Raw genomic sequence first — 26812 nt, forward strand, 5'->3', positions numbered from 1 at the left:
GATAAATAAGATTAAATAGGCATAGAGAAAATATGGCACAAAAATTTTATGTGGTCTGGAATGGACGCAAAACTGGGATCTTTACCGATTGGAACTACACGCGAACCTTAATTGATAAGTTCCCTAAAGCACAATATAAGTCATTTAAAACTAAAGCTGAAGCAGAGAGCGCTTTTGCTGCTGGAGCTAGCCAATCAATCCAGCGAGCAAGCTCAAATACGGCAAATATAAGTTCGTCTACCACCGTAGCCAACAAAAAAAGTACAAAAAAAATACCCGACTTGAAAGATGCTGAGATCACAATTTATACCGATGGCGGGTGTGAACCTAATCCAGGAAAAGCGGGTTCAGGCGTTGCAGTGTATCAAGGCCAGCAATTAGAAACATTATGGTATGGACTCTATAACAGTAATGGCACGAATAACTCAGCCGAGCTAAATGCACTCAATCAAGCGCTTATTTTAGCCGAACAAGGGCTAAATCAAGGTAAAACGGTTCAAATTTGCAGTGACTCCCAATACTCGATTAACTGTATTACTAATTGGGCTTATGGTTGGAAAGCAAAAGGCTGGAAACGTCAAAAGCCGGGAGATATTAAAAATCTCGACATCATCCAACAAGCGCATGAACTGTATGATCAACTTAAAGATCAGTTAATTATCGCTCATGTTCCAGCCCATGTTGGCATTGAAGGCAATGAATTGGCTGATAGAATGTCAATCTATACTATCGATAAAAAAGAGCCTAACTTTATTCAGTATCCTCAACCTTTTGATCTAGATTCTATTTTAAAATTAAGACAAGGCTAATACTCAATACCCAAAAAATTGTCAGCAATAAACCGTCAATATAATTAAAGGAAACAAGGCAAAATGGACAAAATTGGAAACAGAGCATTAATTGTCGAAGGCGGTGCGATGCGTGGTATTTTTGCTTGTGGTGTTTTAGACCATTTTCTTGATAATGACTTCTCCCCTTTTGATAGCTTTTGGGGTGTTTCAGCAGGAGCAACCAATTTAGCTGCTTATATTGCAAAAATGCCACGTCGTAATAAAAAGATTTTTCTCGATTATAGCTTACGCAAAGAGTTCATTACGCCAACTCAATTTATGCGAGGGCGTGATCTTGTTAACCTTGATTGGATGTGGCAGATTACGATTGAAGAGTTAGATATTGACCGAAAAACGTTTAGCGAAGATCCTCGCCCTCTTTTTCTTACGGTGACACGTCAAGATAGCGGGAAACCAGAATACTTAACTCCGAACGTCGATGAATTAGCCGAAGTGATGAAAGCCAGTAGCGCGCTGCCGATCTTCTATCGTAACGGTGTCCAACTGGAACAACACTGGTATGTCGATGGTGGAGTCAGTGATGCAATTCCCGTCGCAGAAGCGATTCGCCGTGGAGCTAAACAGATAATGGTGCTTCGTAGTCGCCATCAAGATTATCGAAAAAAGAGCAGCCCATTTTCATCAATCATTAAGATGTTACTTAAGAAACAACCAGAGCTTATCGAGCCAATGTTAACCCGCCATCAACGTTATAATGAAGCAGTTGAACTCATTGCTAAGCCTCCACAAGGTGTTGAGATTATCCAAATCTGTCCCGGTGATAATTTTAAATTAGGGCGATTAAGTCAAGATCAAAAAACCTTAGAGTCCGCTTATCAAATGGGTGTGGAGGCAGGAAGAGTCGCTATTTCTCAATGGCAATTACTGACATCGTAAAAAATCAAATATCCACAGGATAAAAATAGTAGAATGGATAAAGGATTGAGTGCAAACGCTTTATTTAACGTCACTCTCAATCCTTTTGATTTGAACTTTAAAGCAATTAAATTTCCCTTACTAAGCTGAAACCATTAAGGATAAAACTTCTCTCCGGCTTCTGCCATCTCTTTCAGCTTCACCACTGGCGCAAAATGATCGCCAAATTTTTGTTGGTAATCTTCCATCTGTTTGACGATTTCAGCCATTCCGACACTATCCATATACCTAAATGGACCACCTAAAAATGGCGGAAACCCGATACCAAAAATTGCACCAATATCACCATCTCTAGGGCTTCTAATCACCCCTTCATCTAACGATAACACCGCTTCATTCAACATCTGTAAAAGGCAACGCTGAGTAATCTCCTCTTCCGTTAACTGCTTATTCGGTGTGATATTAAGCAATTTATAGGCAGATTTATCGACCGACTTCTCTTTACCTTTGGCTTTATAGTCGTAGAAACCTTTGCCACTTTTACGCCCTTTTCTTTCATCTTTCAAAAGCAGATCAAACAGGGCCGGTCCTTGAAAGCGTTCACCGAGTTCATTGACTAAAATTGGTGTAATTTTAGCGGCAATATCAACCCCCACTTCATCAAGTAGATTGATCGGTCCAACTGGGAAACCAGCATTGACGAGTGCATTATCAATATGTTCAACCGGTTCACCCGCCAACAGACAACGCGCGGCTTCATTCATATAGGGCGTTAGAATTCGATTAACATAAAATCCCGCTTTATCTGCGACGACAATCGGTGTTTTACCCTGTTTTTTCGCTAGATCAACCACCGTTGCAATGGTCTGCTGTGATGTTTTATCGTGAGGGATCACTTCGACTAATGGCATTTTATCTGCTGGACTAAAGTAGTGAAGCCCAACGATATTTTCTGGGTTTTTCGCCCCTTCCGCGATCTTATGAATCGGTAAAGAGGAGGTGTTTGTAGCAAAAATGGTTGAACTACTGCAATTATCTTCAATATCTCGCACCATTTGATGTTTTAGGTTTAAATCTTCAAAAACGGCTTCAATGACAATATCTCGATTTTTATACCCGCTAAAAGAGGTGGTTCCAGTAAGACGTAGCATCCCTTTTTGCAATTCTGCCTTGGTAATAATTCGACGTTTTTGTCGCTGCTTAAAAAGCTTGTAGTTATAAGCGAGGCTATTTTTGATCCCTTCTTCCGAGATATCTTTTAGACGAACAGGAAGTTTGGCTTTATTAATCGTCACATGGCTGATCCCTGCTCCCATTAAGCCACCGCCTAACACGCCAATATGAGAAAAAGGTTGAGGTTTAGCATCACTGCCACTCTCTTTTTTCATTTCCGTGGTCGCAAAGAAGATCGAACGTAACGCTTTAGATTCTGATGACATCACTAACTCACCAAACTGTTTCGCTTCTGTTTCTAAACCACTTTTGATTCCTGACTCAAGCCCCACTTTGATTGAGTGAAGAATCGCATTAATCGCAGGGTAATTATTACGCGCTTTTTTCTGTGCCTGTTTTGTCACTTGATCAAAAACCACTGAACGCCCTAACGGGTTGCCACCCATCATCCAATCTTTAAATTCTAATGAACGTTTAGGCGCTTTTTTCAGTGCTAATTGTTCTGCCACTGTCAGTAAAATTTCTTGAGGAACAGCACTATCAACCAATCCCATTCGATTGGCCTTTTTAGCTCGAATCTGTTTCCCCGTTAAAATCATATCGAGCGCATTGGTTAAACCAACTAAACGAGGCAGACGTTGTGTCCCACCAGAACCCGGAAGTAAACCAAGTTGCACTTCAGGAAGCCCTAAAACAGTTTTGCCCCAATCACTACAAACTCGAACATTACACACTAGAGCCAGCTCCAAACCACCACCTAAACAAGGTCCATGAATTGCAGCAACCGTCGTATAAGGAAGGGATTCAAATTCACTAAATAGTTGCTGTCCCGCTTTTGCTAACTGCTCAGCCTCCTCTGCGGTCTGACAGGCAGCAAGCATATTAATATCCGCTCCCGCAATAAAGTTATCCGGTTTCGTTGAATGAACGACCAAACCTTTAATCGCTGAACTTGCTTTTAATTCCGCTAAAATCCCTTTAATTTCGTCTGAAAATGCACTGTTTAAAGTGTTCATCTTTTCATTGGGAACATCAATCGCCAACCATGCGATACCATTATCGGCGACATCTAGCGAAAATGCAGATTGCTTATCCATTGTCATTATTCTGCCTCCAAAATCATTGCTGCACCTAAACCACCTGCAGCACATGCAGTATTCAATGCAAACCCACCGCCTCGGCGTTGTAACTCTCTTAATGTTTGGATCATCATTCTTGCACCTGTTGCCGCAAATGGATGTCCATACGCAATGGAACCGCCCAATACGTTAAACTTATCCATATCAATCTCACCAATAGCTTGGCTACGACCTAATTTCTGCTCGGCAAATTGTTGAGAACCAAACATCTTCACGTTAGCTAACGCTTGAGCGGCAAAGGCTTCATGCATATCAATTAAAGTCAGATCTGAAAGGGTTAATCCTGCACGGTCAAGAGCAAGTGGCGTCGCATAAGATGGCCCCATCAACATATCTTTTTCAACACCAATCGCTGAAAAAGCATAAGAGCGAAGATAACCTAATGGCTTAAGTCCCAGTTCTTTCGCTCGCCCTTCTCTCATCATGATAATTGCTGCAGCACCATCGGTTAACGGCGTACTATTAGCAGCGGTAACCGAGCCATACTTACGATCAAAAGCAGGACGAAGCTTGCTATAACCTTCCAGGGTCGAGTCATGGCGAATATTGTTATCTTGACTGATAATCGTTTTATACGGTTCAGGACAAGCGGTCATTACTTCATCAGCAATCAAACCACTCTCCCATGCTTTTGCCGCTAAACAATGGGATCGATGGGCTAATTCATCTTGCTGTTGACGAGTAATACCATGAGTTTTCGCCATCTGCTCTGCGGTTTGTCCCATGCTTAATCCTGTCGAATATTCAGCAACGGCTGGAGGAACAGGAAGTAAATCACTTGGTCTGAGACTAGTCAGTAATTTAAGACGTTGTGAATTGGTTCTTGCTTTGCTTAAGGCTAACAAGGTTGCAGAGAGCTTTTTGGAAACCCCAATAGGAAGAACAGATGAGGAATCAGCGCCACCAGCAATGCCCACTTCAATCGTGCCTGAAAGAATACTCTCAGCAACATTGGCCGCCGCTTGAAAACTGGTGGCACAGGCGCGAGTCACACTATAGGCATCGGTGGCAATATCCATCCCTGTACCTAGGACAATCTCACGCGCAATATTGGGAGCTGCAGGCATTTGTACCACTTGACCAAAGACCACTTGATCGATCAATTTAGGGTCAACATCATTGCCAATCAGTAACTCATTAACCACCATTTTACCTAAATCAACGGCTGGAATATCTTTATACGCTGTCGATTGTTTAGCAAATGGAGTACGTAAGCCATGAACGATTGCAATACGCTCGCCCTGACCGGTAACCAAATTCTGTTTCATTACCACTCCTTAGTTTTTAATCTATCAATTGACCGAACCTGCATAAGCATGACTGGACGGAAACCAATACAAAGTGATGAATCGATATCACTAAAAGAAAACAAAGCCTTTTAACTATCAACAACTCTTATATCATCACAAGTTAAACCATCAACCTGATTAAAACCATCTAAAAACAGCTGAAAGGTCTGACCTCTTTAGTGTAGCAATATTGTTAAAAATATAAAATAACTGTTTTTTTTAATGCGTCTTTTTCATGAAATTGATGCTTGAATGGGAAATAATCAATCACTTAGCTTTTGGCTATTTCTAATTCACACCAAATTCACAATCTAATATTGATAAAATAATGCTCATATCGATCCATTTTAAATCCTGATAACTGAAGACCACTAAGAAGATTTTTTTCTCCATTTAAACTCTTTTTTTGTTTAAAGTTGTGACTAATATCAATAACAATTAAACAATCCACCTCAAGGTGTAATCTTAAGTTTCCACTTTGGTAGTTAGAGTGGAAATATTTCTTATTAAAAAATGAAATTTGATATAAATCGTTAAAACAGAAATATTCGATCATTTAAAGACACGTTAATAGCAAAATTATTCAATTTCTTGCTTGGTAAGACCTCTAAATATCAAGATATAGTTAGTGTAAAAACTCAAGTTAAAGCAAGTTCCACTCGTTTATTTATGCTACTTCTATCGTTTACGCCATAAAAATGAGGCCTAACTCTCATTTCCTGCTCAATAAACAAATCAAAAATAAATATATAATGATTATTTATGCAAAATTTGGCTGTCACTAACAAAGAGATGACTGATATATTGGATGATCAATACAATAGGATAAGAATAAGTCCTACTTTAAAGGTAAATAAATTGTTTCATTTAAAAAACTCACCACTCTGAAATGTGTTCAATATATAACCGATGACTTACCCGTGAATTTCAAGCAATCACCATTATTAGAGTATCAGCACTAACTATTTCTAATCTTTACTTATCTGTAAATATCCCACTAATTATGAAATAAATATCAAAAAACAAAAAAAACATATAAAACATAAAGTAAGAAAAATTAGTTGTTTTTTTGTTACATAAAGAAAAAGTGCTTATCAATAAGAAAATATAGCGAGGTTTAATGTCTATTGTTCCTTTTTTGCTGCAAGGTTTAACATTTTAACAACAAAGACTATAATGCTAACTGGTCTGATTTGATCACTATATTAGCCCGATTACAATTCGCCGCAATCGCATTGAAAGCGAATAAAAAATAAAAAAGGAATCTTAGCAGTGACTAATAAAAATCGTCTTTTTAGCAAATCTCTTTTAGCAGTAGCTATCACTTTATCTTCTGGTCAAGCACTTGCTGCTGGCTTCCAACTTAACGCACAATCTGCAACTGGCCTTGGTCGCGCATTTGCTGGTGACGCCGTTATCGCTGATAACGCATCAGTAATGGCACGTAACGCCGCAGCAATGGCATTGTTTGATGAAAAAGCGTTATCGTTAGGCTTTGAAACCATCACAACAATGATTGATGTATCTGATGCTACTTATACAAATATAGTAGGTAATGACTTTGATGCTGATTATGATGATGCAGGTGGAACATCTGTCGCTCCAAATATTCACTTTATCATGCCAATTAATGATACATGGGCTGTGGGTATCAATGGTTACTCTAATTTTGGCACTTCAACTGACTTCCCAGATGACTATGCTGGAGGTGAATATGGTGGTAAGACTGAAATATTCAGCGCTAACTTAGGTCTAGCTGCATCTTATCGTCTAAATGAACATTGGAGCTTTGGTGCTGGATTAGATTTTATTTATGGTAAAGGCACTATAAAAAGATCAATAAGTGATAAACAACCAAGCGCACTTCCAGTTCCTGGTGTAGGACTTGTACCTCTTGCTGGGCAAACAGTTGTTGATGTTGATGATGCTACTGGTTTTGGTGTTGGTTTTAATGTCGGCACAGTCTATGAAATTAATGATAATAATCGTTTTGGTCTAAGCTATCACTACAGCCCTGATATCACAGCAGAAGATGATGATAATAATAAAATTACATTACCTCTACCTGATATGCTTGAATTCTCTGGATATAATCGTTTCACAGGGACTAAATTTGCTGTTCACTATAGCATCCAGTGGATTAACTGGAGTGAATTTGATCTTCTAGACTTTAGCGGCTCAGGCCCCTATGGAGACATGGAAAGTAGTAAATATGAATGGAAAGATGGTTATCACTTCGCTTTAGGTGGTACTTACTATCTCAATAATGATTGGACACTACGTGCGGGTTATATGTATGACATCAGCGCCCAAGATGAGATCACATCAATCTCAGTACCAGATTCCGATCGTCAATGGTTCTCTGCAGGTTTTACTTACCACATCAACCAAAAGTCGAATGTTGACTTCGGATTTACCTATTTACTAGGCCAAGATATCGATGCTACAGAAGTTCAAGATATTAGTTCAATTAATGCAACAACTCACGCTGATGCAGTACTTGTTGGTCTACAATATAGCCGTACATTCTAATTTTGATCTAAGTTAGCCGTTAGTTTTTAGAATTAACAGATAGTTTTTAGCACTAAAACTGCTTAATCAAAAAATGAAAAAGCCTTGAATAGCGTCGCTAGAAATAGTGTCCGTGATTCAGGGCTTTTCTTTTTTCACATCTATGCATTGATCTTAGATATCATCTACTTGAAATAATATCGTGAAGCACTCTTATTAAAACCCCCCTGTTCTTAGCATCACCAATGTACATCCCTCAACCACTTCAATTCCTTGCTCTCTGGCTTGATTGATTAAGGCTCGGTTCTCTGTTCCGGGATTAGTGATAATACGACGAGGTGACAGTGCTAATATCTGATGAATTAACGGTGTTAATCGTTCTATACCAATATAGAGAGTTAAGGTATCAATCGGTTGTTGAATATCAGCGATAGTGCTCACTAACTCAATATGATTAAAAATAGTCTCTTTTTCAGTTAACTTCTTCGCTGTAATACCAATTTGATGGGTAAAACCATATTCTAATAACATCTGGTGGGCTTTATAGCTGTAACGCGTCGGCTTATCCGAGAAGCCTAAAATAGCGATAGTTTTATCGGTCGATGTCTGCATATAACCCTTCTCTATTTATCAATGAATGATCCCCTTTTATACTCTTCTTACTTGAAGTATAGATGAGGTATAAATAGAGTATAGCGAATGAGAAACCGGAAATTGTTATCCACTATGTACTGCTCCACAATGTGCCATGACAAAAAACCTCTTCTAACTTTCAACCTTTCAACCTTTCAACCTTTCAACCTTTCAATTTAAAATGAGTACAAAGTTTAGAAGAGGTTTTCTATTCGCAGTACGACTTAGTTATTATTTATTAAGTGTCGTCTCTATTCTTAAACAGATATTACTTTTCAAGAGCACTCTGAATAGCTGGGCCAATTTGGCGTTTACGTGATGTTACACCCTCAAGCGTTAGCAGGTCTGAGTCTATCTCAACATTAAAGGCCGTTGATAGGACTTTAGCTTCACCACCATCAACCCAAAGTAGATTAGCTTTCTTATCTTTAGTATCCGTAATCGAGAAGAACAGATAATCTAAACCGGCAGCTTCTTTGTGCGCTTTCATTGCCTCAAAGAACTGAGCTTTACGGGCAATTAATTTTTCTGGTGTTATGGTTTCAGCCACGCCGATTCCGACCTTTTTACCACCAAATTCAAAGTTTTTATAATCAAGCGTTAAAATGGTTGCCGCCGATAGATTGCTGACATCCGATTTAGCATTAATCATCTGCTCACCAAAGCCATCTACATCTTGAATACCTGCGATTTTAGCCATCTTTTCTGCGTATTGACGGTCATAATCGGTTGTAATCGGCGATGATAATAGAACCGTATCAGAAAGAATTGCACCCAATGTGATACAAGCTATTTCTTTGCTCATTGGGTGACCTAATTGCTCAGCTTTATCGGCTAAAATTGTTGCGGTACTTCCCCAAGGACGAAAATCCATTGAGATAATTTGTGGAGCATTAATTGGCATCCCTCCAATCGCATGATGATCGATAATCGCAACAATGTTATTTTGCTCAATCGATGAAGCAAGCTGAGTTTGTTGGTTAAAATCAACTAAACCAAGGGTTTTTCCTGCATAATTCGTTGCAACAACTGGAGCTTCAACTTGACAGTAATCAACAATAAACTGAGATTCAGGGTTAATCTCTGACGTCGTGACGGCTTGCCCACCAAAAATATCAGCGGCGATCATCGCGGAAAACGTGGTATCACTATCAGGACTGGTATGCCCAGTCCAAACTAAATTGCTTACGTCATTTTTTTCTACATTATTTAAATCGAATGCTTGTACATTAGTTGCTCCAAATAACATTAGAGCGATAGCTGTCTTTTTCATTTTCAATCCTTATTAAGAAAACAAGCTTAATGTAACAGCCGAAAATGACAGTTTTGTTTCAGTTTTATCATCGTTATATGACAAGTAACTCATGATATAAATTAGAGCACTCACTCATCAACACCCTTAGTTAACGGATGTTTTTAATAGGGTTTCTGGTTGATTAAAACAATTTTGCAAAGTATTAATAAAGCTTCCAACATGAAGACCATCCATTAATGCATGGTGTACTTCAACAGAAAATGGCATGGTTCTCTTCTCTCCGACTGCCGTTAATTTACCAAACGCCATTTTAGGCACGCTATCAGGAAAATGAGTATCTCTCGCATGGGTCATGGAGGTAAATTCAACCCAAGGTAAAATCGTTAAGTGGACCGTATTTTGTTTAATCTCTTTTCCTAAGAATTGCTCTAGAATAAAAGGCGATTGTTTAATTTCACGTTCTGCTATTGTCGCTTGAGCGGTAAATTGTTCGAAGCTTGCACCATAAGGCAGATCACAAAAGCGCACCGTGTCATCATCGGCAAGCAACGCAACACTGACACACATCGTTGAATAAACCCTAACCTCATCATCCACAATTCGATATGCCATTGGTTTACATTGATTAAGTGCTTGCTGAGTTAAATAAAGGTAAGCGTGAAAGAAGCGAAGATTATTCTCTTTACAGTATTGATAGAGCTGAGTGACATCAATATTAGCGCAGATATTGTACCAAGGATGGCTAAAGCTTTGAAAAAACGTAAAGTGCTCACGTCGATTCCAATTTTCAATATTTATTGTTGTATATTCCATAGCTCTATCCTATTTGAATTTAATGTCGTTTTTATCAATTTTTTATCACAAGATGATAGCGATATAACGTCATAAAAAGCAACTGTATCCTTCATACTTGAAGTTACTAAAAAACAAAAAAGCCGCTCATACTCTTCACTCAACAGAGTGTAAATATGAACGGCATATATTTAAGTTTTTATCACTTCAAATATGAAGAATAATTATTTAGCATCTGGTAATGCATAAGCAATAATGTAATCGCCCATGGTTGTTCCAAATGAACCATGCCCACCGGCAGAAATTACCACGTATTGTTTACCATCAACTTCATAAGTCATTGGTGTTGCTTGTCCGCCAGCAGGAAGACGTTGCTCCCAAAGTAGATCACCATTGCTCGCTTTAAATGCACGAAGATAGTTATCTGCTGTTGCTGCGATAAAGGCAACATCACCCGCAGTAGAGATAGGTCCACCTAGCATTGGCATACCAACACGGAAACCGATTGGAATTGGCGAACTATCTTTAGTTGTACCTACACGCTTTTTCCAGATAATCTTATTAGTTTTAAGATCTAATGCCGTCATATAACCCCAACCCGGTTGCTTACAAGGAAGACCGATTGGCGATAGGAATGGATTAATCTCAACACCATAAGGAATACCATACTGTGGCTGGATACCCATTTCAGTACCTGAACCTTGTGCACCATTTTTAGGTTCAATTGGGTTACCTGGACCACGTGGAATTAGCTTAGAAATAAACGGCAGTGCAATTGGGTTTGCAATCGCAATTTGTTGTTGTTCGTTAACTGAAATACCACCCCACTCAAACATTCCCAAGTTGCCAGGGAAGACTAAAGTTCCTTGCTCTGACGGTGGAGTAAAAATACCTTCATAACGTAGGTTATGGAACTGGATACGACACATCAGTTGGTCAAACATTGTCGCTCCCCACATATCCGCACCCGTTAATGGGTTTTTAGGTCTGAATGACAGATCTGAGAACGGCTGTGTTGGGCTTAATCGGTCGCCTTTAGCTGGGCCTTGTGGTACTGGCTTTTCTGGTGCGCCGACAATCAGTTTACCTGTTTCACGATTTAAGACAAAAATGTTACCTGTTTTTGCTGGTACGTAAATCGCTTTTTGTGTCTTACCTTCTTTATCTTTAATGTTTGCTAATGTTGGTTGTGCCGGTACATCCATATCCCATAAGTCATGGTGTACTGTCTGATAAGACCAAACTAACTTACCTGTTGTCGCATTTAGTGCTAATAAGCTATTCGCATAACGCTCTTGATTTGGTGTACGGTTACCACCCCAGATATCCGGTGTTGGTACACCTAGTGGAATGTAAGCAATATCTAAATCTTTATCATAAGCTAATGGAGCCCAAGCGTTTGGCGAGTTGAAAGAGTAATGCTCACCGGCTGTAGGGATATGATTAGGGTTTTCAGCGCCCGGATCAAAGACCCAATTTAATTTACCGGTGTAAACATCGAAACCACGAATGGCACCAGATGGCTCTCTTGTTGAATAGTTATCTTCAATCGCACCCGCCATAACAATCGTTGTTTTACTGATCACTGGTGGTGACGTTGATTCATACATGCCTGCAACTTTAATTGGCATTTTTTGTTGAAGATCTAATGTTCCATCTTTACCAAAGTGAGAACATAACTCACCAGTTTCTGCATTTAAGGCAATTAAACGGCCATCGTTAACCGGTAAAAGAATACGATTAGGGCACTCTTTAAATGCGACTTCTGGTGCTACATCTGCTGAACCTTCATGGTAAGAAACACCACGACAAGTTAAGTGTTGAAATGATGGGTTGCTTTGGATCTTAGGATCAAATACCCACTTTTCTTTACCTGTTTTAGCATCAAGAGCAAATAACTTTTGGTGTGAGCTACAAAGATATAACGTATCTTTAATCTTAATCGGTGTCACTTCATTAGTGATTTCACCCGGATCGTTACTGCGCTTTAGATCACCAGTCTGGAATACCCAAGCTTGCTTCAACGTTCCTGCATTATCGGCATTAATTTGAGTTAATGGTGAGAAACGCTGACCCGCTTGTGTACGACCATAAGCTGGCCAATCAGCATCTGGTACATCCGTTGCCATTGGCTTAACGTCACTCTTCGCCCAATCATGCTCACCTTGAATTTCTTGAGGATCATTGAAAATCGCAACCCCCATCACAACAAACGTCGTAACAACAGAGGCTAAAGCAAGTTTTTGAGATTGACTTGAAGCAGATAGTTTCTTTCTAATCAATAACAACCAAATGCCAAAGAAACATAAAATATCTAAGCGCGGTGCTAATGCCCAAAAGTCAAAACCCGACTCCCAAACAGACCAAGCGATAGTAACAAACATCGCAATGGCATAGACAAGTAGTGCTTTTGATGGGGCTTTTGCAATTCGGATAGCGATAAAAAGAAAGACTGCTCCTACAAGCAAGTAAAATGGACTGCCACCGATTGTTAATAACCAAATACCACCACCAGCAAGATAAAGACCAGCGATAATTGAAAAAGCTATTGTTAGCTTCGTTAATATTGACGTTGATTTATTCATAAATAGTTTCCCACCAAAAGGTAGTCATAACCTTTTAATTAAATTAAATTAAATTATTTTTAAACGCTCCCTGCAATAACATCCTTTACTATTTTGACAAGTGATAAATATTTCCATTGTCAGTACTTAAATAAATTTCACCCGATTGAGAAACTTCGATATCACGAACTCGCTCTTTTAGCGTATTTAATATCTCTTGTTGTGAAGTCACTTTCTGATGGTCATCGACTTTAATCGTTAACACATCTTGCTGAACTAAAGAACTCACCAGTAACTTACCGTTTAATTCTGAGTAGTTTTCACCGTAATAAATCACTAAACTACTTGGGGCAATAACCTCATTAAACACTTTAACAGGCTGTTCTAATCCATCTTGATGCTGTTGACCAGAAACTAAAGGCCAACCAAAGTTACTCCCTTTTTTAATCAGGTTTAACTCATCACCTTTATGCTCTCCATGTTCAACAGACCATAATGATTCTGTTTTTGCATCATAAGCTAAACCTTGAATATTGCGGTGTCCATAACTCCAAATCTCATCACGTACAGCATCGTCATTTACAAATGGATTATCATTTGGAATTGAGCCATCAGGCATTAAACGTAAAATTGAACCCGCATGAGTTAAAGTATTTTGAGCATGTTCCGCAACACCACGATCACCGACACTGAAATAAACAGAGTTATCGTCAAAAGTAATACGGCTACCAAATCCAACACTGGTGGTTGTTCTAGAGTCAGTCACTAATAGATCATGGAAGTTAGAAATTTTACCGTCTTTATACGTTGCTGCGGCTAATGTTGTTGCACCTTGACCATCGACATTTTTGCTATAAGTGAAATAAAGGGTGTTTTTGTCAAATGGTGATTGTGCCACATCTAATAAACCGCCATGGCCCTGATGAAAAACCTGAGGGACAGACAGTAACGTCTTCTGTTTGTGAGTATTAAGATCGACAGCATTGATATCACCATTTCGCTCAGTAACAACAAGGGTGTGATTATCAACAAATGTCATTCCCCAAGGGGTATCTAATCCCTCAGTCACTGTTTCAACGTTCATTGCCATCGCACCTGTCGATACACACAATGTCATTGATAAAGGTAATATCGCTCTCTTTAAATTCATAATACTCACTCTCGTTAAATGTTATCCGTCATGGAACGGGTTATTATTTACTCATATAACTGATGTTAAAAATAGTCGCAAAAATGTAAAGATGCTTTCCAAAATTGATCTAGATCAAATTATTAACTTAGGCATTATTGAACACATTTCAACCAAACCCTTGAAAATCAAATATAAATAGATATCAAGAAATGACCATTGATTTCGCAAACATTAAAATATTCAACTTAATATTGATTAATTTTTATTTAATATTTCAGGTTTTCTCTTCACCAATTACCCTGTATAAATGAATAAAGAGAAAAATTAAAAATAAAAAGGATAGGTATGAGTCAAGTTAAGTGCGTTCAATTCACACCAGAAACTGAAGCAGGGATCCATTTAGTTCGTCACACTGTGTTTACTGCAGAGCAAAACGTAGATGCAGAGATAGACTTTGATGGTTTAGATAGCCAAGCTGTTCACGCTATTGTCATGCAAGAGAATCAAGTAGTCGCGACCGGTCGTATGCTTGAAGATGGACATATAGGACGTATTGCGGTGTTAGCAGAGTACCGAGGTTTAAAGCTGGGAGCGAAAATTGTGAATGCACTAATTAATGAAGCGACTAATTTAGCCTACCCAAGAGTCTATTTAGGCTCTCAAATCCATGCGGTTGGCTTCTATCAGAAGTTAGGCTTCACACCATTTGGTGATCAATATGTTGAGGCTAATATTGAACACCAATCGATGGAAAAATTGTTAGCGACTAATCATTAGATGCTAATAACTCAATACTAATGATTAAATGCTAGATATTGATTAAGAATATTTGAATAAAAGTAGACATGAATTGGCTATCAATTCACTTCTACTTTTATTGACTATCTATTTGTTAAGGCTTTGGATAGTTAATTGAAACATACTCTGGCTCTTCAATACCCTCATATTGATTAAGCAGCCGTGTTAAAGCAAAATAGTAATTTACTAGAACATTAGCAAAACGTGGTAAGGTTTCAGGGACGTTTTTTCCTTCCGCATCAACCTTAACTAACGCTCGAACCACTTTTTTACTTAAACTTCGGCAATAATGAAGTTGAACCACCGCACCACGACCTCGTGGTAATACAAACCGTTTACCGCTATCTTCAACTTTATCTTTAAAATAGTGATACTCCGCAATTAAAGCCGTTATATCTTGTTCAGTAATGCCTACTTTTCCTCGAATAGATCCATTTAGATGAAAAATCTTAGGTTGTAACGCGTCAAGGGAGGAACGAATTTCGTTATCTTCTATTTGGGTTAATGCTAACCCCGTTACGGTACAAAGCTCATCGGTTAGAATCTCAAAATCACATAATGAGCTATCTTCAAAAATAAAAGGGTAACTTAACTCATCGATTACACCGGAATATTTTATTGTCATAATTAGTCACTCTAAGTCGTTTATTTTCAACCTGTAATCGGTTGTCTTAATTGATAAAAGTAACGACAAACCTCTTCAACTGCTTCTAATGAATGCAAAGATGGAATATTGAGCCATGTCGATTTTAATTTCCAAATATGCTGTTCTTGACTTGCTGTTAATACATCACGCCACTGCTGCCAATCATTCGAATCCACTGAAATAGAGTTCGAGATAAAAATCGTATCAGGGTTAGATTTAATGATCTGTTCAATATCAACCATGGGGTATTGAGCAGGGGCACCCTGAATAATGTTCTCCCCACCACAAACGGTAAAGACATCCATTGGCCAAGCATTTTTTGCTAATGAGATCATTGGACGACCACTCAGTTGATAGAAATAACTCACTTTCTTATCGGTTTGATATTTTTTCTGAATCGCGGCTAATTGCTGTTTAAACACATTCACATTTTCAATTCCAATCGATGGATCTTCACCATATTGCGCTAAATCTAGAACATTATTGGCGACCAGTTCCAATGTGACTGGATCGCTATAATAGATATCAATTCCCATCGATTTGAATATTTTAAGATCGCCAACACCGACCATGCCTTTAAGTGCCACAATCAAGGTCGGTTCTAACATAATGATCTGCTCGATATTCAGTGAGTTATAGCCAGCTACAATAGGAATATCTCTCTTGGTATCTAATTGTGTGGACTCACTAACGCCGACAAGATTGACACTTAGCCCTGCGGATTCAACTAAACTTGCTGTATGTGGGGTTAAGGTAATAATACGTAATACTTTTCCATCTCGCCCCATCATTGGTGTTGGATCTATCGAAGAGATTGATGCAAAAGCAAGGTGACTCATACTCAAAAAAAGCAATAAAATAATATTAACGCCATTACGATAAAAGATCTTCACGTAAATTTATCCTTTGGGGTGAATAATAGTGTGACCAAGGGTCGGATGAGTATCGATAATCGCAGCAAAGCCATACATATCGATAATATTCTGTTCGGTGATGACAACGTCTGGTTTGCCATCGGCAAGAATAGAGCCATCAGCTAACATAATTAAACGGTCAGAGTATTGCGATGCTAAATTGATATCGTGCAATACGGTGACAACGGTATAATTTTGTTCTTTAGCAATGGCTTTCACTAAACGTAAAATATGGTGCTGATAATTGGGATCAAGAGCGGAGGTTGGCTCATCTAAAAGTAAAATCCCTTGCTCTTTTGCTTCGCTGAGCTGTAAAAGCACTCGTGCTAAATGAACGCGCTGTTGCTGTCCACCGGATAACTGAGTAAATTCAAGATCAAGTAGAGAGAGAATATCAACTCTTTCAGCGATTGTTTTGACTCTTTTTGTCAGCGTATTTTGATCCAACTTTAACGGTGTCGCACCTAGCCCAATCACTTCGGAAACAAAGAAAGGGAATTGAAGCTGTTGTTGTTGACTCAATATTGCCAGTTGAGAGGCCAGCTTTCGCTTTGACCACTTCGCTTTATCGAGACCAAAATAGTGAACATTAGGTGTGGTCTCAATATCCCCGCACAGCACTTTTAATAGGGTGCTTTTTCCTGCGCCATTCGCTCCTAAAATCGTGGTGATTTCACCCGCTTTAACACGCAATGAGATACGATCTAAAACTCGATGTGAGTCATAATTAACGCTGATATTATCAACAGAGATAGGTGAGTGATCACTTACGTTTTTAGTCACTGATTGAGACCGTTTAAAAAAAGCCATTTAAATAAAAGCCTCTCTCTGTCGAGTTAAAAGATAGAGGAAAAAAGGCGCACCGATCAATGATGTGACGATACCAACAGGAAGTTCACTATTGGTTAAAATGACTCTAGAGAGTAAATCAGCTAGGAGCAATAAAATCGCCCCTAACAAGGTTGAAACGGGAAGCAGCTTTTTATGATCCACACCAACGATCATTCGTGCAATATGAGGAACAACAAGACCAATGAAAGCAATAATGCCGCAAAAACTGACTGTCGTTCCCACTCCAATTGCGGTGATCAAAATCAATAATCGTTTAATAAATTGCACTGAAAGTCCTAAATGGGCCGCTTCATTCTCGCCCAACAACATCGCATTTAATCCACGACTCTGGTATTGAGCGACAATAAAAATCACAACTAAAACGGTCAAGGCTAATCCGACTTGTTGCCATTGAGCTCCAGAAAAAGAGCCCATAGACCAAAGAGAGAGCTCTCTCAATGCGGAAGAGTCCGAAATATAGGAGAGAAAACTGACACCGGCTCCTGTAATCGCTGTAATTGCGATACCAGCAAGTAACATCGCCATCACCGATGTTTTCTGTTTTTTGGTTCCTAAACGATACACAACCAGTGTGGATATTGCGCCACCAGCAAATGCAAAAAACGGTTTAACCAGCAGTTCCGAGGTTTCGGTTAAGGTCACTTGCAGTTGAGCAATTAATACAATGGCGACAGCAGCCCCTAACGTTGCTCCCGAAGAGACACCAATAATCCCCGGATCAGCTAATGGATTACGAAACAACCCTTGCATGATTGCACCACATAACGCCAAGATCGCCCCTGTGATTAAACAGAGTAACGTTCTCGGCAAACGAATTTGATGAATAATAAATTGATGCTGCAAAGATAGTGCGTCTTTATGACCCAATAAGTAAGAAAAATAATCACTGACAGAAACCGTCACTCTGCCATTTAACGCTGAAAAGAGAGTTACCGCGATCAACAGTACCACTAAAAAAGTCGTGATATAGGTAAAAAATTGGTGGGAGTGTCGAGCGTTTTTCAGCATATTGCAGGAGTTCTCATGGGTTGCGATGCCATTCTAGCTCGGCATATATAAATACAAAACAAATAGAGAGCAATAAAGCGAACACTTTACACTCTCTACCCATATCTAACAGTCAACAACCGTTAATTTAGAATATTAAAAGTTATAGCTGATTGAACCGTATGCTGCAAAGCCCGGATTAGGATATCCATAAGCTGTTTCATAATCACTATCAAAGATATTATCTAAACGCAGTTTCAATGAGAGATCTTCAATCACACGATACGTGGCAGCTAGATTCAGCAAGCTGTATGCATCGTCTTCTACACTATCATAGGGTGCAACATCTCTAACGTCATCTCTTTTCCCTTGATACAAGTACTGTAAAGATAAATCAAAATTATCCGTCAGCGGAGCTAGTATTGACCATTGTGCACTATTTTTTGCTCTTCTAAGTAGTTGAGTATCATTCGTTTCATTCATTGGGTCTAAATAAGTATAAGAAACATTGTGCTGCAATACACCTGTATCAAATTTACCTATCACTTCCACCCCTTTAATCTTTGCTTTGCCTATATTATAAGCAACCCAAGTGCTAGGGTCATAATCAATGAGGTTATCAATTTTATTAATAAAACCATTTACTTGCCAAAATAGCAATCCAGATGCACCTTCAAATCCAATTTCATAATTTATTGATTCTTCTGGTTGTAAATCCTCATTACCACTGCCATCAAAATAAAGATCGGCAAAACTAGGGGCTTTAAAGGCGGTTCCTATTGAAGCTTTAATTTTATAGTTAGGTATAAATTCATAGGCTCCTCGTGTTGCCCAAGTGTATTCAGTATCATAAACTGTATTAATATCGGCTCGGACACTACCTTCTAAGGTCACTTTATGTTTATAATATTGAACCGTACTAAATATTCCAGTGTTACCTCTATTCTCGCCCGCGCCATAATCTGAATCTTCAGACATACTTTCATAGCGATAATCAATGCCAGTATTAATGGTTATTGAGGACATTAAGTAAATCGTGGAGACCCATGATGTATTAACTTCATCCACCGAACTTTTTGAAGCGGGTGATGAAGATGAGCACTTATCACTATAAAGTGGACGATCACAATAATCATCGTCATCAAAGAAATCCACTTGATCTTGATTTGAATAATTTAAGCTAAATTTATTCAATACATTATCAAGATCCCAGTCAAAACCAGTACTTATTGAGCTATTTTTAATGTTTGTCTGCTTCTGCACACCTGGGCTATACAATACTAAAGTATTACCATCATATTCAGTTTTATTTTCAGTATAACGACCCGTAATAAACAGGCTAAATGAATCAGACATATTATGACGGTAATCAGCCATAACATTTCCACTTTTAAAGCCATGTTTATCGTCATCATTCACGCCTTTAACGGGATGAGTATTATAGCCTTCATCTTGTTGATAACCGCCAGCAATTTTCAGATGTCCATTATCACCGACATCGGTAGAGGAGTTCCAATTACCATTACCATATTTATTACTGCCGCCCATGACAGTTAATCTTTTACGATCATCACCAAATTGTCCTTGAGTGATAATATTAATCACCCCGCCAATCGCTTCTGACCCATAGGTTGTTGCATTCGGGCCGCGGATAATCTCGACTCGTTCGACTTGATCTAATGGTATTTGACTAAAATCAACAGCGCCTTTTGTTTGTTGGGGAACTCTAACCCCATCGATCAAGAGAAGTACTTGATCTGACTCCGTTCCACGCATAAAGATTGATGTCGATTGTCCTCGGCCACCATTTTGTCCAACTTGGATACTTGGCTGCATACGAAGCACATCAACTAAACTGTCGGCTTGAGTTAATTCAATATCTTGCTGAGTAATCACAGAAGTAGGGGCAATAATGCTATTTTGATCTTGTTCAAAACGGTTTGCTGTAACGACAATCACTTCATCAGTCTTTGATTCAGTTTCAAGTTCATTAGCAAAAGAAAGAGGAGCAAAAGAAGTTAGAATAGCTAGAGGCAAAGTTTTAACCAGCATCCCGCTAGTTAGGCTTTTAATCGTCATGAAGGTAGACTTTCCGCGTTAATTATATGAATGTGATTAATAACCAGTCGGACTATACCGTTGCGCGTCAGTCGCAGAATTTCACTGCATTTAGTTATTAACTTGTCTGTATATCATACCATTAAAAACGAAGAAGCGTCTATTCCATACATTTAAAATATTTAATAATAGGTGATAAAAAACAATCAATTATACCTAAAATAATTGGCGTTGCTAGTAGACGGCAAGTGAGACCCCCATGAGTATCGGTGTACTCTATGATTGGAGCGAGTATAGCCAACAACCTAGCGACTTCAAGTATAAAAGGTATATCAGTTATCTATCTCATCAAAATAATCTTCTAATGACATCTCATCTTCAACATCATCGCTAATATCTAACTCACCATCGCTGGCTTTATAATTTTGATTTTGAATATAGCTATCACGTATAAATATATAACTATCCGTTGAACTCTCAATCATTGGTTCTTGTGGAATTAATTTAGCTCGACTGTCTAGCCCTTCAAATCCCCATTTAGCGACACTTTGCCAAAATGTCATAGGAGAAATAAAACCATTAATTGTATCACCTACTCCCTCACGAACAGAGAGTGGCCCATAAAGAGGTAACATGACATAAGCACCATTACCGACACCGTAATAACCCATTGCATCACTAAAATCTCGTTGTTCAATACGAATATCAAGAAGTGTCGCGATATCTAACAATCCACCAAGGCCCAGGGTGGTATTGATAAAAAAGCGGCTAAAGTGGGTAATGGCTTGATCCGGTTGCAGCATAATTAATCGGCTAACAACACTGGTAGGTTCTTCTAAATTAGAGAGGAAGTTGCTCATTCCGGTTCTTGCTGGAGAAGGGACATACTCGGTATAGGCTACCGAAGCAGGACGATAGAGGTAAGGATCAATATAACCGTAATTTACATCCCATATTGCTCGGTTAACTGGTTCAATAGGATCATACACATCTGACTCTGCCGATTTATTGGCACAGCCTGTCAGTAATATAATAAGAAACACCAGATACATCTTCAAAATTCATCACCCTATCCAATCAAACTTATTCTTTAAACTGATACCCTTCTTACTCGAAGCTGCTAGGTTGTGGGCTACACTCGTTCTAATCATATAGAATACCTATACTTATGAAGCCTCACTCGCTTGCCGCCTACTAGCAACGCCAATTACTTTAGGTATATAAACTAATATCATTATAGAAGTAAAAAAATATTTTACATAAAATTAACATTACTAATCTTGATAAAAAAGAAAATGATTATCACATTGATTTATAAAAAAAAGCTAGCCCGACTGATATCGAAAGCTAGCTTTTAAGTATAAGCAATAAATTTTGTTTCATTACTGAGGCATCAAATTTAACTGATAATGTCTCAGTATATTGCTAGAAACTAATATTGTTGATTGATTTCTACCTGTACGGGATGACCAAATGGAACTACTGGGCTTTCACCGTACCAGTCACCCTCTTTAGTCATAACATTACCGTCTTGATCGATACGAACACGAACAATCAATTCAGATAATGACGATAACTTATTCTCAGCAATCATACTGTCATTGTCGCTTAAATTAATGGTTAGCGGCATTTTATGTAGAGAAAGACGCTTCGCTGCAATCGGCATTGGCGAACCATCAGCAGTATGAACTGAAACAATAATAACACCTTGTTTAGGCAGTTTAACGTTATTGCCTAAGGTAATAGTGACTGGAATTGCGTTTTCAGCTCCTTCACCACCATTTAACTGAGATTCTGCACGTTGGATGCTTCGATTTAGCATCTCAGAGCGTGAATCATCAGGACCAATTAGAGCTTGCATGGTTTTCCAATAGATAACCGCACTCTTATAGTCTTGACGTTCAAATGCATCAAATGCCAATAACGAAAGTGCACGCAAGTTAGTTTTATCTTGTTGAAGCACACCCATTAACATTTGACGGCCTTGATTCATCATTCCTTCATCGCCAGAGAAAATCAGAGTTTGACCATAACCTAATTGAATATCTGGATTATTAGGATCAAGCTTATAGGCTTTATTCATTGCACCAGATGCAGTTTGCATATCACGAGCAGCCATACCTAAGCGGCCTAATAATAACCAACCTTGAGTATCATTGGGCTCACTCTGTAAACGAGTACGCAGTGCAAGCGTAAGATCCGCTAGCTCTTGATCACTCATCGGTGCCGTTGAATCATTCATTAAGCGTTGTGAAAGCTCAGGCAGACGTTTTGCTACACTTTGCCATTGCTCAACTTCATTATAGCTACCAAACTTTGCATATAATCCATAGGAGCTAGCAAGAATAACAATGATCCCCGGCAGTAAAATTAGTCGATTAATTTTTGATGTACTGTGATTTTCCACTTGTGGTACATCATCAATTAAAGACTTTTTCAGCTCGCTTTCCATCGAGTTCTGATCAGCCACTAACCCTTCTTCTTCTTCTTCAGCAAGTTCAGCTAAACGATCACGATAAAGTGCTTTATTAAGTTCATCTCGACTACCTGCATCATCGTATTTACTTTCACGCCAAAGAGGTATAATGAAAAGCGCCAATGAAATGAGGATCAAAATAGCGGTAATAAACCAGAATACACCCATTATTTACTATCCTTTGTTTTATCTGAGTCATTTTTATTTTCTGACACATTTGACTGTTCAGCATCAAGAATCGCGGCTAAACGCACTTCTTCATCGTTATCAAGCTCAGTTTTTACGCTTTCCGCTCTATTTTTTCTTGAACGAATCACTAACACTGTAAAGCCAATAAGAATAAAGCCAAATGGAGCAGCCCATAAAATAAGCGTACCCGGAGTCACGGCTGTATCATAGGTAATAAAGTTACCATAGCGACCAATCATATAATCTAAGATTTGATTTTTTGACTTGCCTTCAGAAACCATCTCATAAGTCTTTTTACGAAGATCTTCCGCTAAGCCTGCATTGGAATCAGCAATACTGTTATTTTGACATTTAGGACAACGTAGCTCATTACTTAACTCTTGAAAAAGTTGTTCTTGTTCTGGTGTCTTAAACTCATAAACATCAGTATAAGCAACTGCAAGATTTGCCGTTGCTGATAACAGTGTAACCAAGAAGGCCGCGGTGAGTACTTTAACTAGTTTCACTGGGTTGCCTCCTTCTGTAGCTTATCAAAAATAGGTTTTAAGGTAGAGTTCCAGTTTTCTGGATTTACATCACCCACATGGCGATAACGAATAACCCCATTGGCATCGATAAAGAACGTTTCTGGTGCGCCATAAACGCCAAGATCTAGTCCTAACATCCCATCACCATCGAATAGCGTAACTTGATAAGGATTACCTAATTCTTGCAACCAGCGAACGGCTTTACTTCGATCATCTTTATAGTTAAGACCTATCACTTTAATACCTTGAGCAGAGAGTTTATTTAAGTAACTGTGCTCTGCTCGGCAAGTTGGACACCATGTCGCCCAAACATTAAGTAATAAAGGTTGTCCTTTAAAGATATCTTGTGAATAAATTTTACCGGGTTGTGCCAGATCTTCCAGATGGAATTCAGGCACTTGCTTACCCACTAAAACAGACTCTAGTTTTGTTGGATCATCGCCACCTGCATTTCTTGTTAGCTGGATGCTGAACATCACCACTAACAGTAAAAAAAGGATTAACGGTATAAAAAGAAACTTTTTATTCATCTACTTCTCCCCTTTCTTATTTTTTCTGAAGCGGTAACGTTTATCACTCATCGCAAGGCCTGCACCAATAGACATTACAAGCGCACCCCACCAGATCCAACGAATATAAGGTTTGTAATAAAGACGAACAGCCCAAGCTCCACCCTCTAATTGCTCACCCATCGCAACATAAAGATCACGAGTTACCCCCCAATCAATCGCTGCTTCTGTCATCATAGAACGTTGAACGTTATAGAAACGCTTTTCAGCATTTAGCGTTGCAGAAATATCTTGACCGTCATAAATATTAAATTGAGCAATATAGCCGTCATAGTTAGGGCCATCATGTTCCATCACACCAGTGAAATTGAAACGATAATCCTGAACCATGTATGACTCACCCGGCGCTAAACGAACATCATGCTCAACACCATAGTTTTCAGTCATCGTAATACCAACGATCGTCATCGCTAGACCGATATGACCAAAGATCATCGCCCAGTGACTACGTCCTAGTTTTGTTAGACCTTTACCAAATGAGTGACGATGCGTTGCACGTAGGTAAATCTCATACCCTTGAAGGATCGTTACCCAAATTGCCATTGCAAGACCAACAACCGCTAATGGCTTGAAGATACCACCATAAAGTGCAATCAACCCAATTGAGCTAATTGCAGTAATAACAGCAGTGATAGCTAACGGTTTGACTAGATTACTAAACTTATCACGCTTCCAACGAACTAACGGTCCCATTCCCATAAAGATAACAAATGGGATCATTAACCAAGTAAATAACGTATTAAAGAATGGCTTACCAATAGAAACCGATCCTAAACCTAACTGTTTGTGAACTAAAGGAAGCAAAGTACCAATAAGTACCACTAAAAGTGCTGCAACAAGGATTAAGTTATTCGCTAATAAGAAGTTTTCACGAGAAAACAGGTTATAGCTTCCGTGTGAACGTACTTTTGCACTCTGTAAGGCATAAAGAAGTAAAGAACCACCAATAACAACCAATAAGAAGCCAAGGATAAACATGCCTCGAGCAGGATCAGAAGCAAAGGCGTGAACCGAGACTAAAACACCTGAACGAACAAGGAATGTACCTAATAAACTTAATGAGAATGCGCTGATTGCAAGTAATACAGTCCATGCTTTGAACGTACCACGTTTTTCAGTTACTGCTAATGAGTGCATTAACGCAGTACCTGCTAACCAAGGCATAAATGATGCATTTTCTACTGGATCCCAGAACCACCAACCGCCCCAGCCAAGCTCATAATAAGCCCACCATGAACCTAGTGCGATACCAATCGTTAGGAATAACCACGCAGCTTGCGTCCAAGGACGAGACCAACGTGCCCATGCCGTATCTAAACGTCCAGTCATCAAAGAAGCAATCGCAAAAGAAAAAGCAACCGAGAAGCCCACATAACCCATATACAACATTGGAGGATGAATGATTAAACCTGGATCTTGTAATAATGGGTTTAAGTCACGTCCATCAATTGGGAACATGGGTAAGGTTCTTAAGAATGGATTAGATGTTAGGATAATGAACAGCAAGAAGCCAACTGAAATCATTCCCATCACAGCTAAAACTCGAGCGACAGACTCTTGAGGCATGCCACGACTAAAGATAGCTACCGCGACCGTCCAACCAGCTTGGATTAACACCCATAGCAAGAGTGAACCTTCATGAGCTCCCCATACTGCAGTAATTCGATAATACCAAGGAAGGGCACTATTCGAGTTTGCTGCAACATAGTTTAAACTAAAATCATTACTGTAAAATGACCAAGCCAAAATACAGAATGAAAGAAATAACATACCAAACATGCCCCACGAGAGAGGTCTCGCGGAACGCATCATGGTCATGTTTCCGGTTGCCGCACCATAGAGAGGATAAATACTCAATAAAATGGCGAAAGCAAGGGAGATTATCAGCGCAAAATGGCCGATTTCAGCTATCATTAATTACTCTCCTGTAACTGTTCTTTTGTATAGCCCATTGGCTCATGCGTCTTCTCCATTGCTTCAGCAATTTCAGGTGGCATGTAATTCTCATCATGTTTCGCGAGTACTTCACTGGCTTTAATTGTCGTTGGATCAACTAAAACACCTTGCGCAACAATGCCTTGTCCCTCTCTGAATAGATCAGGAAGAATACCGTCATAAGTCACCGTCACTTCAGGACCAATATCAGCAAGATTAAAGCTAACATTTAATGAGTTAGAGTCACGTTTAACAGAACCCTCAACAACCATCCCACCAATTCTTAAGCGTTGGCCTACGGTAGGTTTTGTCCCATCAGGCTTGCCATACACTAATTCAGTGGGTGTATAAAAAAGATCAATATTCTGATTTAAAGCATAGAGCAATAAACCAATAGTAGAGCCGACACCAAAAACTAATGCTAAGATAATCGTTAAGCGTTTTTTGCGTCTAGGATTCATAAAGTATTCTCCATTTTTTCAGCATCCTTAACTCGCTGTTCTCGAGCTATTCTTTTACTTATCTCTTTTGTCAGTTTGCTATGCTTTCTCAACGTTGTAGTTAAAATAACGGCCATAGCAAAGAAAGTGATTCCAAAACCACTCCAAACATAACTGGCATAACCACCCATGGCTAAAAAATCAGAAAATGAAGTAAAATGCATGTG

23 protein-coding genes are annotated in these 26812 nt (G+C 39.0%); 4 read left to right on the forward strand and 19 right to left on the reverse strand.

Annotation, left to right across the window (positions count from 1 at the left end):
- The first annotated feature begins 32 nt into the window (after positions 1 to 32).
- Complete coding sequence (locus L0B53_RS17250; RefSeq protein ID WP_235060821.1) at positions 33 to 809, forward strand: ribonuclease H family protein; 777 nt, start codon at positions 33 to 35, stop codon at positions 807 to 809.
- 63 nt (positions 810 to 872) lie between these two features.
- On the forward strand, positions 873 to 1727 hold the full coding sequence (locus L0B53_RS17255; RefSeq protein WP_235060822.1) for a patatin family protein: 855 nt from the start codon (positions 873 to 875) through the stop codon (positions 1725 to 1727).
- Positions 1728 to 1861: 134 nt separating this feature from the next.
- Here L0B53_RS17255 and fadJ read toward each other — a convergent pair whose 3' ends face one another.
- Together fadJ and fadI are read right to left on the reverse strand one after the other, a co-directional pair.
- Positions 1862 to 3976, reverse strand: coding sequence for a fatty acid oxidation complex subunit alpha FadJ (gene fadJ / locus L0B53_RS17260; protein WP_235062287.1), 2115 nt, complete (start codon positions 3974 to 3976; stop codon positions 1862 to 1864).
- A gap of 5 nt (positions 3977 to 3981) precedes the next feature.
- Positions 3982 to 5286: an acetyl-CoA C-acyltransferase FadI gene (gene fadI, locus L0B53_RS17265; RefSeq protein ID WP_235060823.1), complete on the reverse strand. Its 1305-nt coding sequence runs from the start codon at positions 5284 to 5286 to the stop codon at positions 3982 to 3984.
- A 1293-nt stretch (positions 5287 to 6579) separates the two neighbouring features.
- Here fadI and L0B53_RS17270 point away from each other — a divergent pair.
- Positions 6580 to 7839 carry an outer membrane protein transport protein gene (locus L0B53_RS17270; RefSeq protein ID WP_235060824.1) on the forward strand — a complete coding sequence of 420 codons (1260 nt, stop codon included), beginning with the start codon at positions 6580 to 6582 and terminating at the stop codon, positions 7837 to 7839.
- 195 nt (positions 7840 to 8034) lie between these two features.
- On the opposite strand, the gene L0B53_RS17275 is transcribed toward L0B53_RS17270, so the two are convergent.
- The 5 genes from L0B53_RS17275 to L0B53_RS17295 form a co-directional block, all read right to left on the reverse strand.
- Positions 8035 to 8430, reverse strand: coding sequence for a CoA-binding protein (locus L0B53_RS17275; RefSeq protein ID WP_235060825.1), 396 nt, complete (start codon positions 8428 to 8430; stop codon positions 8035 to 8037).
- Positions 8431 to 8719: 289 nt separating this feature from the next.
- Positions 8720 to 9730 (reverse strand): manganese-dependent inorganic pyrophosphatase, encoded by a 1011-nt coding sequence (locus L0B53_RS17280; protein ID WP_409202817.1) that lies wholly within the window; start codon positions 9728 to 9730, stop codon positions 8720 to 8722.
- A gap of 120 nt (positions 9731 to 9850) precedes the next feature.
- The gene (locus tag L0B53_RS17285; RefSeq protein ID WP_235060827.1) at positions 9851 to 10519 is read right to left on the reverse strand and encodes a CatA-like O-acetyltransferase; all 669 of its coding nucleotides are present in this window, start codon (positions 10517 to 10519) and stop codon (positions 9851 to 9853) included.
- Between the two features lie 203 nt (positions 10520 to 10722).
- Positions 10723 to 13083, reverse strand: coding sequence for a glucose/quinate/shikimate family membrane-bound PQQ-dependent dehydrogenase (locus tag L0B53_RS17290; RefSeq protein WP_235060828.1), 2361 nt, complete (start codon positions 13081 to 13083; stop codon positions 10723 to 10725).
- 88 nt (positions 13084 to 13171) lie between these two features.
- Positions 13172 to 14212: a PQQ-dependent sugar dehydrogenase gene (locus L0B53_RS17295; protein WP_235060829.1), complete on the reverse strand. Its 1041-nt coding sequence runs from the start codon at positions 14210 to 14212 to the stop codon at positions 13172 to 13174.
- 327 nt (positions 14213 to 14539) lie between these two features.
- Here L0B53_RS17295 and L0B53_RS17300 point away from each other — a divergent pair, with 327 nt between their 5' ends.
- Entirely contained in the window at positions 14540 to 14971 is a 432-nt protein-coding gene (locus L0B53_RS17300) for a GNAT family N-acetyltransferase (RefSeq protein WP_235060830.1), read from the forward strand.
- A gap of 115 nt (positions 14972 to 15086) precedes the next feature.
- Here L0B53_RS17300 and L0B53_RS17305 read toward each other — a convergent pair whose 3' ends face one another.
- The 12 genes from L0B53_RS17305 to ccmD all read right to left on the reverse strand — a co-directional run bounded on the left by L0B53_RS17305 (position 15087) and on the right by ccmD (position 26809).
- Complete coding sequence (locus tag L0B53_RS17305; RefSeq protein ID WP_235060831.1) at positions 15087 to 15617, reverse strand: cobalamin adenosyltransferase; 531 nt, start codon at positions 15615 to 15617, stop codon at positions 15087 to 15089.
- A gap of 26 nt (positions 15618 to 15643) precedes the next feature.
- A complete protein-coding gene (locus L0B53_RS17310; protein WP_235060832.1) occupies positions 15644 to 16531 on the reverse strand; it encodes a helical backbone metal receptor in 888 nt (295 codons plus the stop codon).
- A 6-nt stretch (positions 16532 to 16537) separates the two neighbouring features.
- A complete protein-coding gene (locus L0B53_RS17315; RefSeq protein ID WP_235060833.1) occupies positions 16538 to 17335 on the reverse strand; it encodes a heme ABC transporter ATP-binding protein in 798 nt (265 codons plus the stop codon).
- A gap of 27 nt (positions 17336 to 17362) precedes the next feature.
- Positions 17363 to 18412, reverse strand: coding sequence for an iron ABC transporter permease (locus tag L0B53_RS17320; RefSeq protein ID WP_235060834.1), 1050 nt, complete (start codon positions 18410 to 18412; stop codon positions 17363 to 17365).
- Positions 18413 to 18547: 135 nt separating this feature from the next.
- Positions 18548 to 20470 (reverse strand): TonB-dependent receptor domain-containing protein, encoded by a 1923-nt coding sequence (locus tag L0B53_RS17325; RefSeq protein ID WP_235060835.1) that lies wholly within the window; start codon positions 20468 to 20470, stop codon positions 18548 to 18550.
- 311 nt (positions 20471 to 20781) lie between these two features.
- Positions 20782 to 21501: a VacJ family lipoprotein gene (locus L0B53_RS17330; protein ID WP_235062288.1), complete on the reverse strand. Its 720-nt coding sequence runs from the start codon at positions 21499 to 21501 to the stop codon at positions 20782 to 20784.
- A 380-nt stretch (positions 21502 to 21881) separates the two neighbouring features.
- Positions 21882 to 23093 (reverse strand): c-type cytochrome biogenesis protein CcmI, encoded by a 1212-nt coding sequence (gene ccmI, locus L0B53_RS17335; RefSeq protein WP_235060836.1) that lies wholly within the window; start codon positions 23091 to 23093, stop codon positions 21882 to 21884.
- Entirely contained in the window at positions 23093 to 23620 is a 528-nt protein-coding gene (locus L0B53_RS17340; RefSeq protein WP_235060837.1) for a cytochrome c-type biogenesis protein, read from the reverse strand. Before L0B53_RS17340 ends, ccmI begins: the two co-directional genes overlap by 1 nt.
- Positions 23617 to 24171, reverse strand: coding sequence for a DsbE family thiol:disulfide interchange protein (locus L0B53_RS17345; RefSeq protein WP_235060838.1), 555 nt, complete (start codon positions 24169 to 24171; stop codon positions 23617 to 23619). Before L0B53_RS17345 ends, L0B53_RS17340 begins: the two co-directional genes overlap by 4 nt.
- The gene (locus tag L0B53_RS17350; RefSeq protein WP_235060839.1) at positions 24172 to 26124 is read right to left on the reverse strand and encodes a heme lyase CcmF/NrfE family subunit; all 1953 of its coding nucleotides are present in this window, start codon (positions 26122 to 26124) and stop codon (positions 24172 to 24174) included.
- A complete protein-coding gene (gene ccmE, locus L0B53_RS17355; RefSeq protein ID WP_235060840.1) occupies positions 26124 to 26606 on the reverse strand; it encodes a cytochrome c maturation protein CcmE in 483 nt (160 codons plus the stop codon). The genes L0B53_RS17350 and ccmE overlap by 1 nt, the downstream gene beginning before the upstream one ends.
- On the reverse strand, positions 26603 to 26809 hold the full coding sequence (gene ccmD, locus L0B53_RS17360; RefSeq protein WP_235060841.1) for a heme exporter protein CcmD: 207 nt from the start codon (positions 26807 to 26809) through the stop codon (positions 26603 to 26605). Before ccmD ends, ccmE begins: the two co-directional genes overlap by 4 nt.
- Positions 26810 to 26812 lie beyond the last annotated feature (3 nt).

The sequence above is a fragment of the Vibrio sp. SS-MA-C1-2 genome, from assembly GCF_021513135.1.
Taxonomy (GTDB): Bacteria; Pseudomonadota; Gammaproteobacteria; order Enterobacterales; family Vibrionaceae.

Excerpts from the sequence above, each read along its gene's own strand:
- L0B53_RS17275 (WP_235060825.1), bottom strand. The coding sequence starts at position 8,430 with ATGCAGACATCGACCGATAAAACTATCGCTATTTTAGGCTTCTCGGAT.
- ccmD (WP_235060841.1), bottom strand. The coding sequence starts at position 26,809 with ATGCATTTTACTTCATTTTCTGATTTTTTAGCCATGGGTGGTTATGCC.
- L0B53_RS17325 (WP_235060835.1), bottom strand. The coding sequence starts at position 20,470 with ATGACGATTAAAAGCCTAACTAGCGGGATGCTGGTTAAAACTTTGCCT.
- L0B53_RS17300 (WP_235060830.1), top strand. The coding sequence starts at position 14,540 with ATGAGTCAAGTTAAGTGCGTTCAATTCACACCAGAAACTGAAGCAGGG.
- ccmI (WP_235060836.1), bottom strand. The coding sequence starts at position 23,093 with ATGGGTGTATTCTGGTTTATTACCGCTATTTTGATCCTCATTTCATTG.
- L0B53_RS17250 (WP_235060821.1), top strand. The coding sequence starts at position 33 with ATGGCACAAAAATTTTATGTGGTCTGGAATGGACGCAAAACTGGGATC.
- ccmE (WP_235060840.1), bottom strand. The coding sequence starts at position 26,606 with ATGAATCCTAGACGCAAAAAACGCTTAACGATTATCTTAGCATTAGTT.
- L0B53_RS17290 (WP_235060828.1), bottom strand. The coding sequence starts at position 13,083 with ATGAATAAATCAACGTCAATATTAACGAAGCTAACAATAGCTTTTTCA.
- L0B53_RS17295 (WP_235060829.1), bottom strand. The coding sequence starts at position 14,212 with ATGAATTTAAAGAGAGCGATATTACCTTTATCAATGACATTGTGTGTA.
- L0B53_RS17350 (WP_235060839.1), bottom strand. The coding sequence starts at position 26,124 with ATGATAGCTGAAATCGGCCATTTTGCGCTGATAATCTCCCTTGCTTTC.
- L0B53_RS17255 (WP_235060822.1), top strand. The coding sequence starts at position 873 with ATGGACAAAATTGGAAACAGAGCATTAATTGTCGAAGGCGGTGCGATG.
- fadJ (WP_235062287.1), bottom strand. The coding sequence starts at position 3,976 with ATGGATAAGCAATCTGCATTTTCGCTAGATGTCGCCGATAATGGTATC.
- L0B53_RS17320 (WP_235060834.1), bottom strand. The coding sequence starts at position 18,412 with ATGCTGAAAAACGCTCGACACTCCCACCAATTTTTTACCTATATCACG.
- fadI (WP_235060823.1), bottom strand. The coding sequence starts at position 5,286 with ATGAAACAGAATTTGGTTACCGGTCAGGGCGAGCGTATTGCAATCGTT.
- L0B53_RS17345 (WP_235060838.1), bottom strand. The coding sequence starts at position 24,171 with ATGAATAAAAAGTTTCTTTTTATACCGTTAATCCTTTTTTTACTGTTA.
- L0B53_RS17285 (WP_235060827.1), bottom strand. The coding sequence starts at position 10,519 with ATGGAATATACAACAATAAATATTGAAAATTGGAATCGACGTGAGCAC.
- L0B53_RS17305 (WP_235060831.1), bottom strand. The coding sequence starts at position 15,617 with ATGACAATAAAATATTCCGGTGTAATCGATGAGTTAAGTTACCCTTTT.
- L0B53_RS17330 (WP_235062288.1), bottom strand. The coding sequence starts at position 21,501 with ATGTATCTGGTGTTTCTTATTATATTACTGACAGGCTGTGCCAATAAA.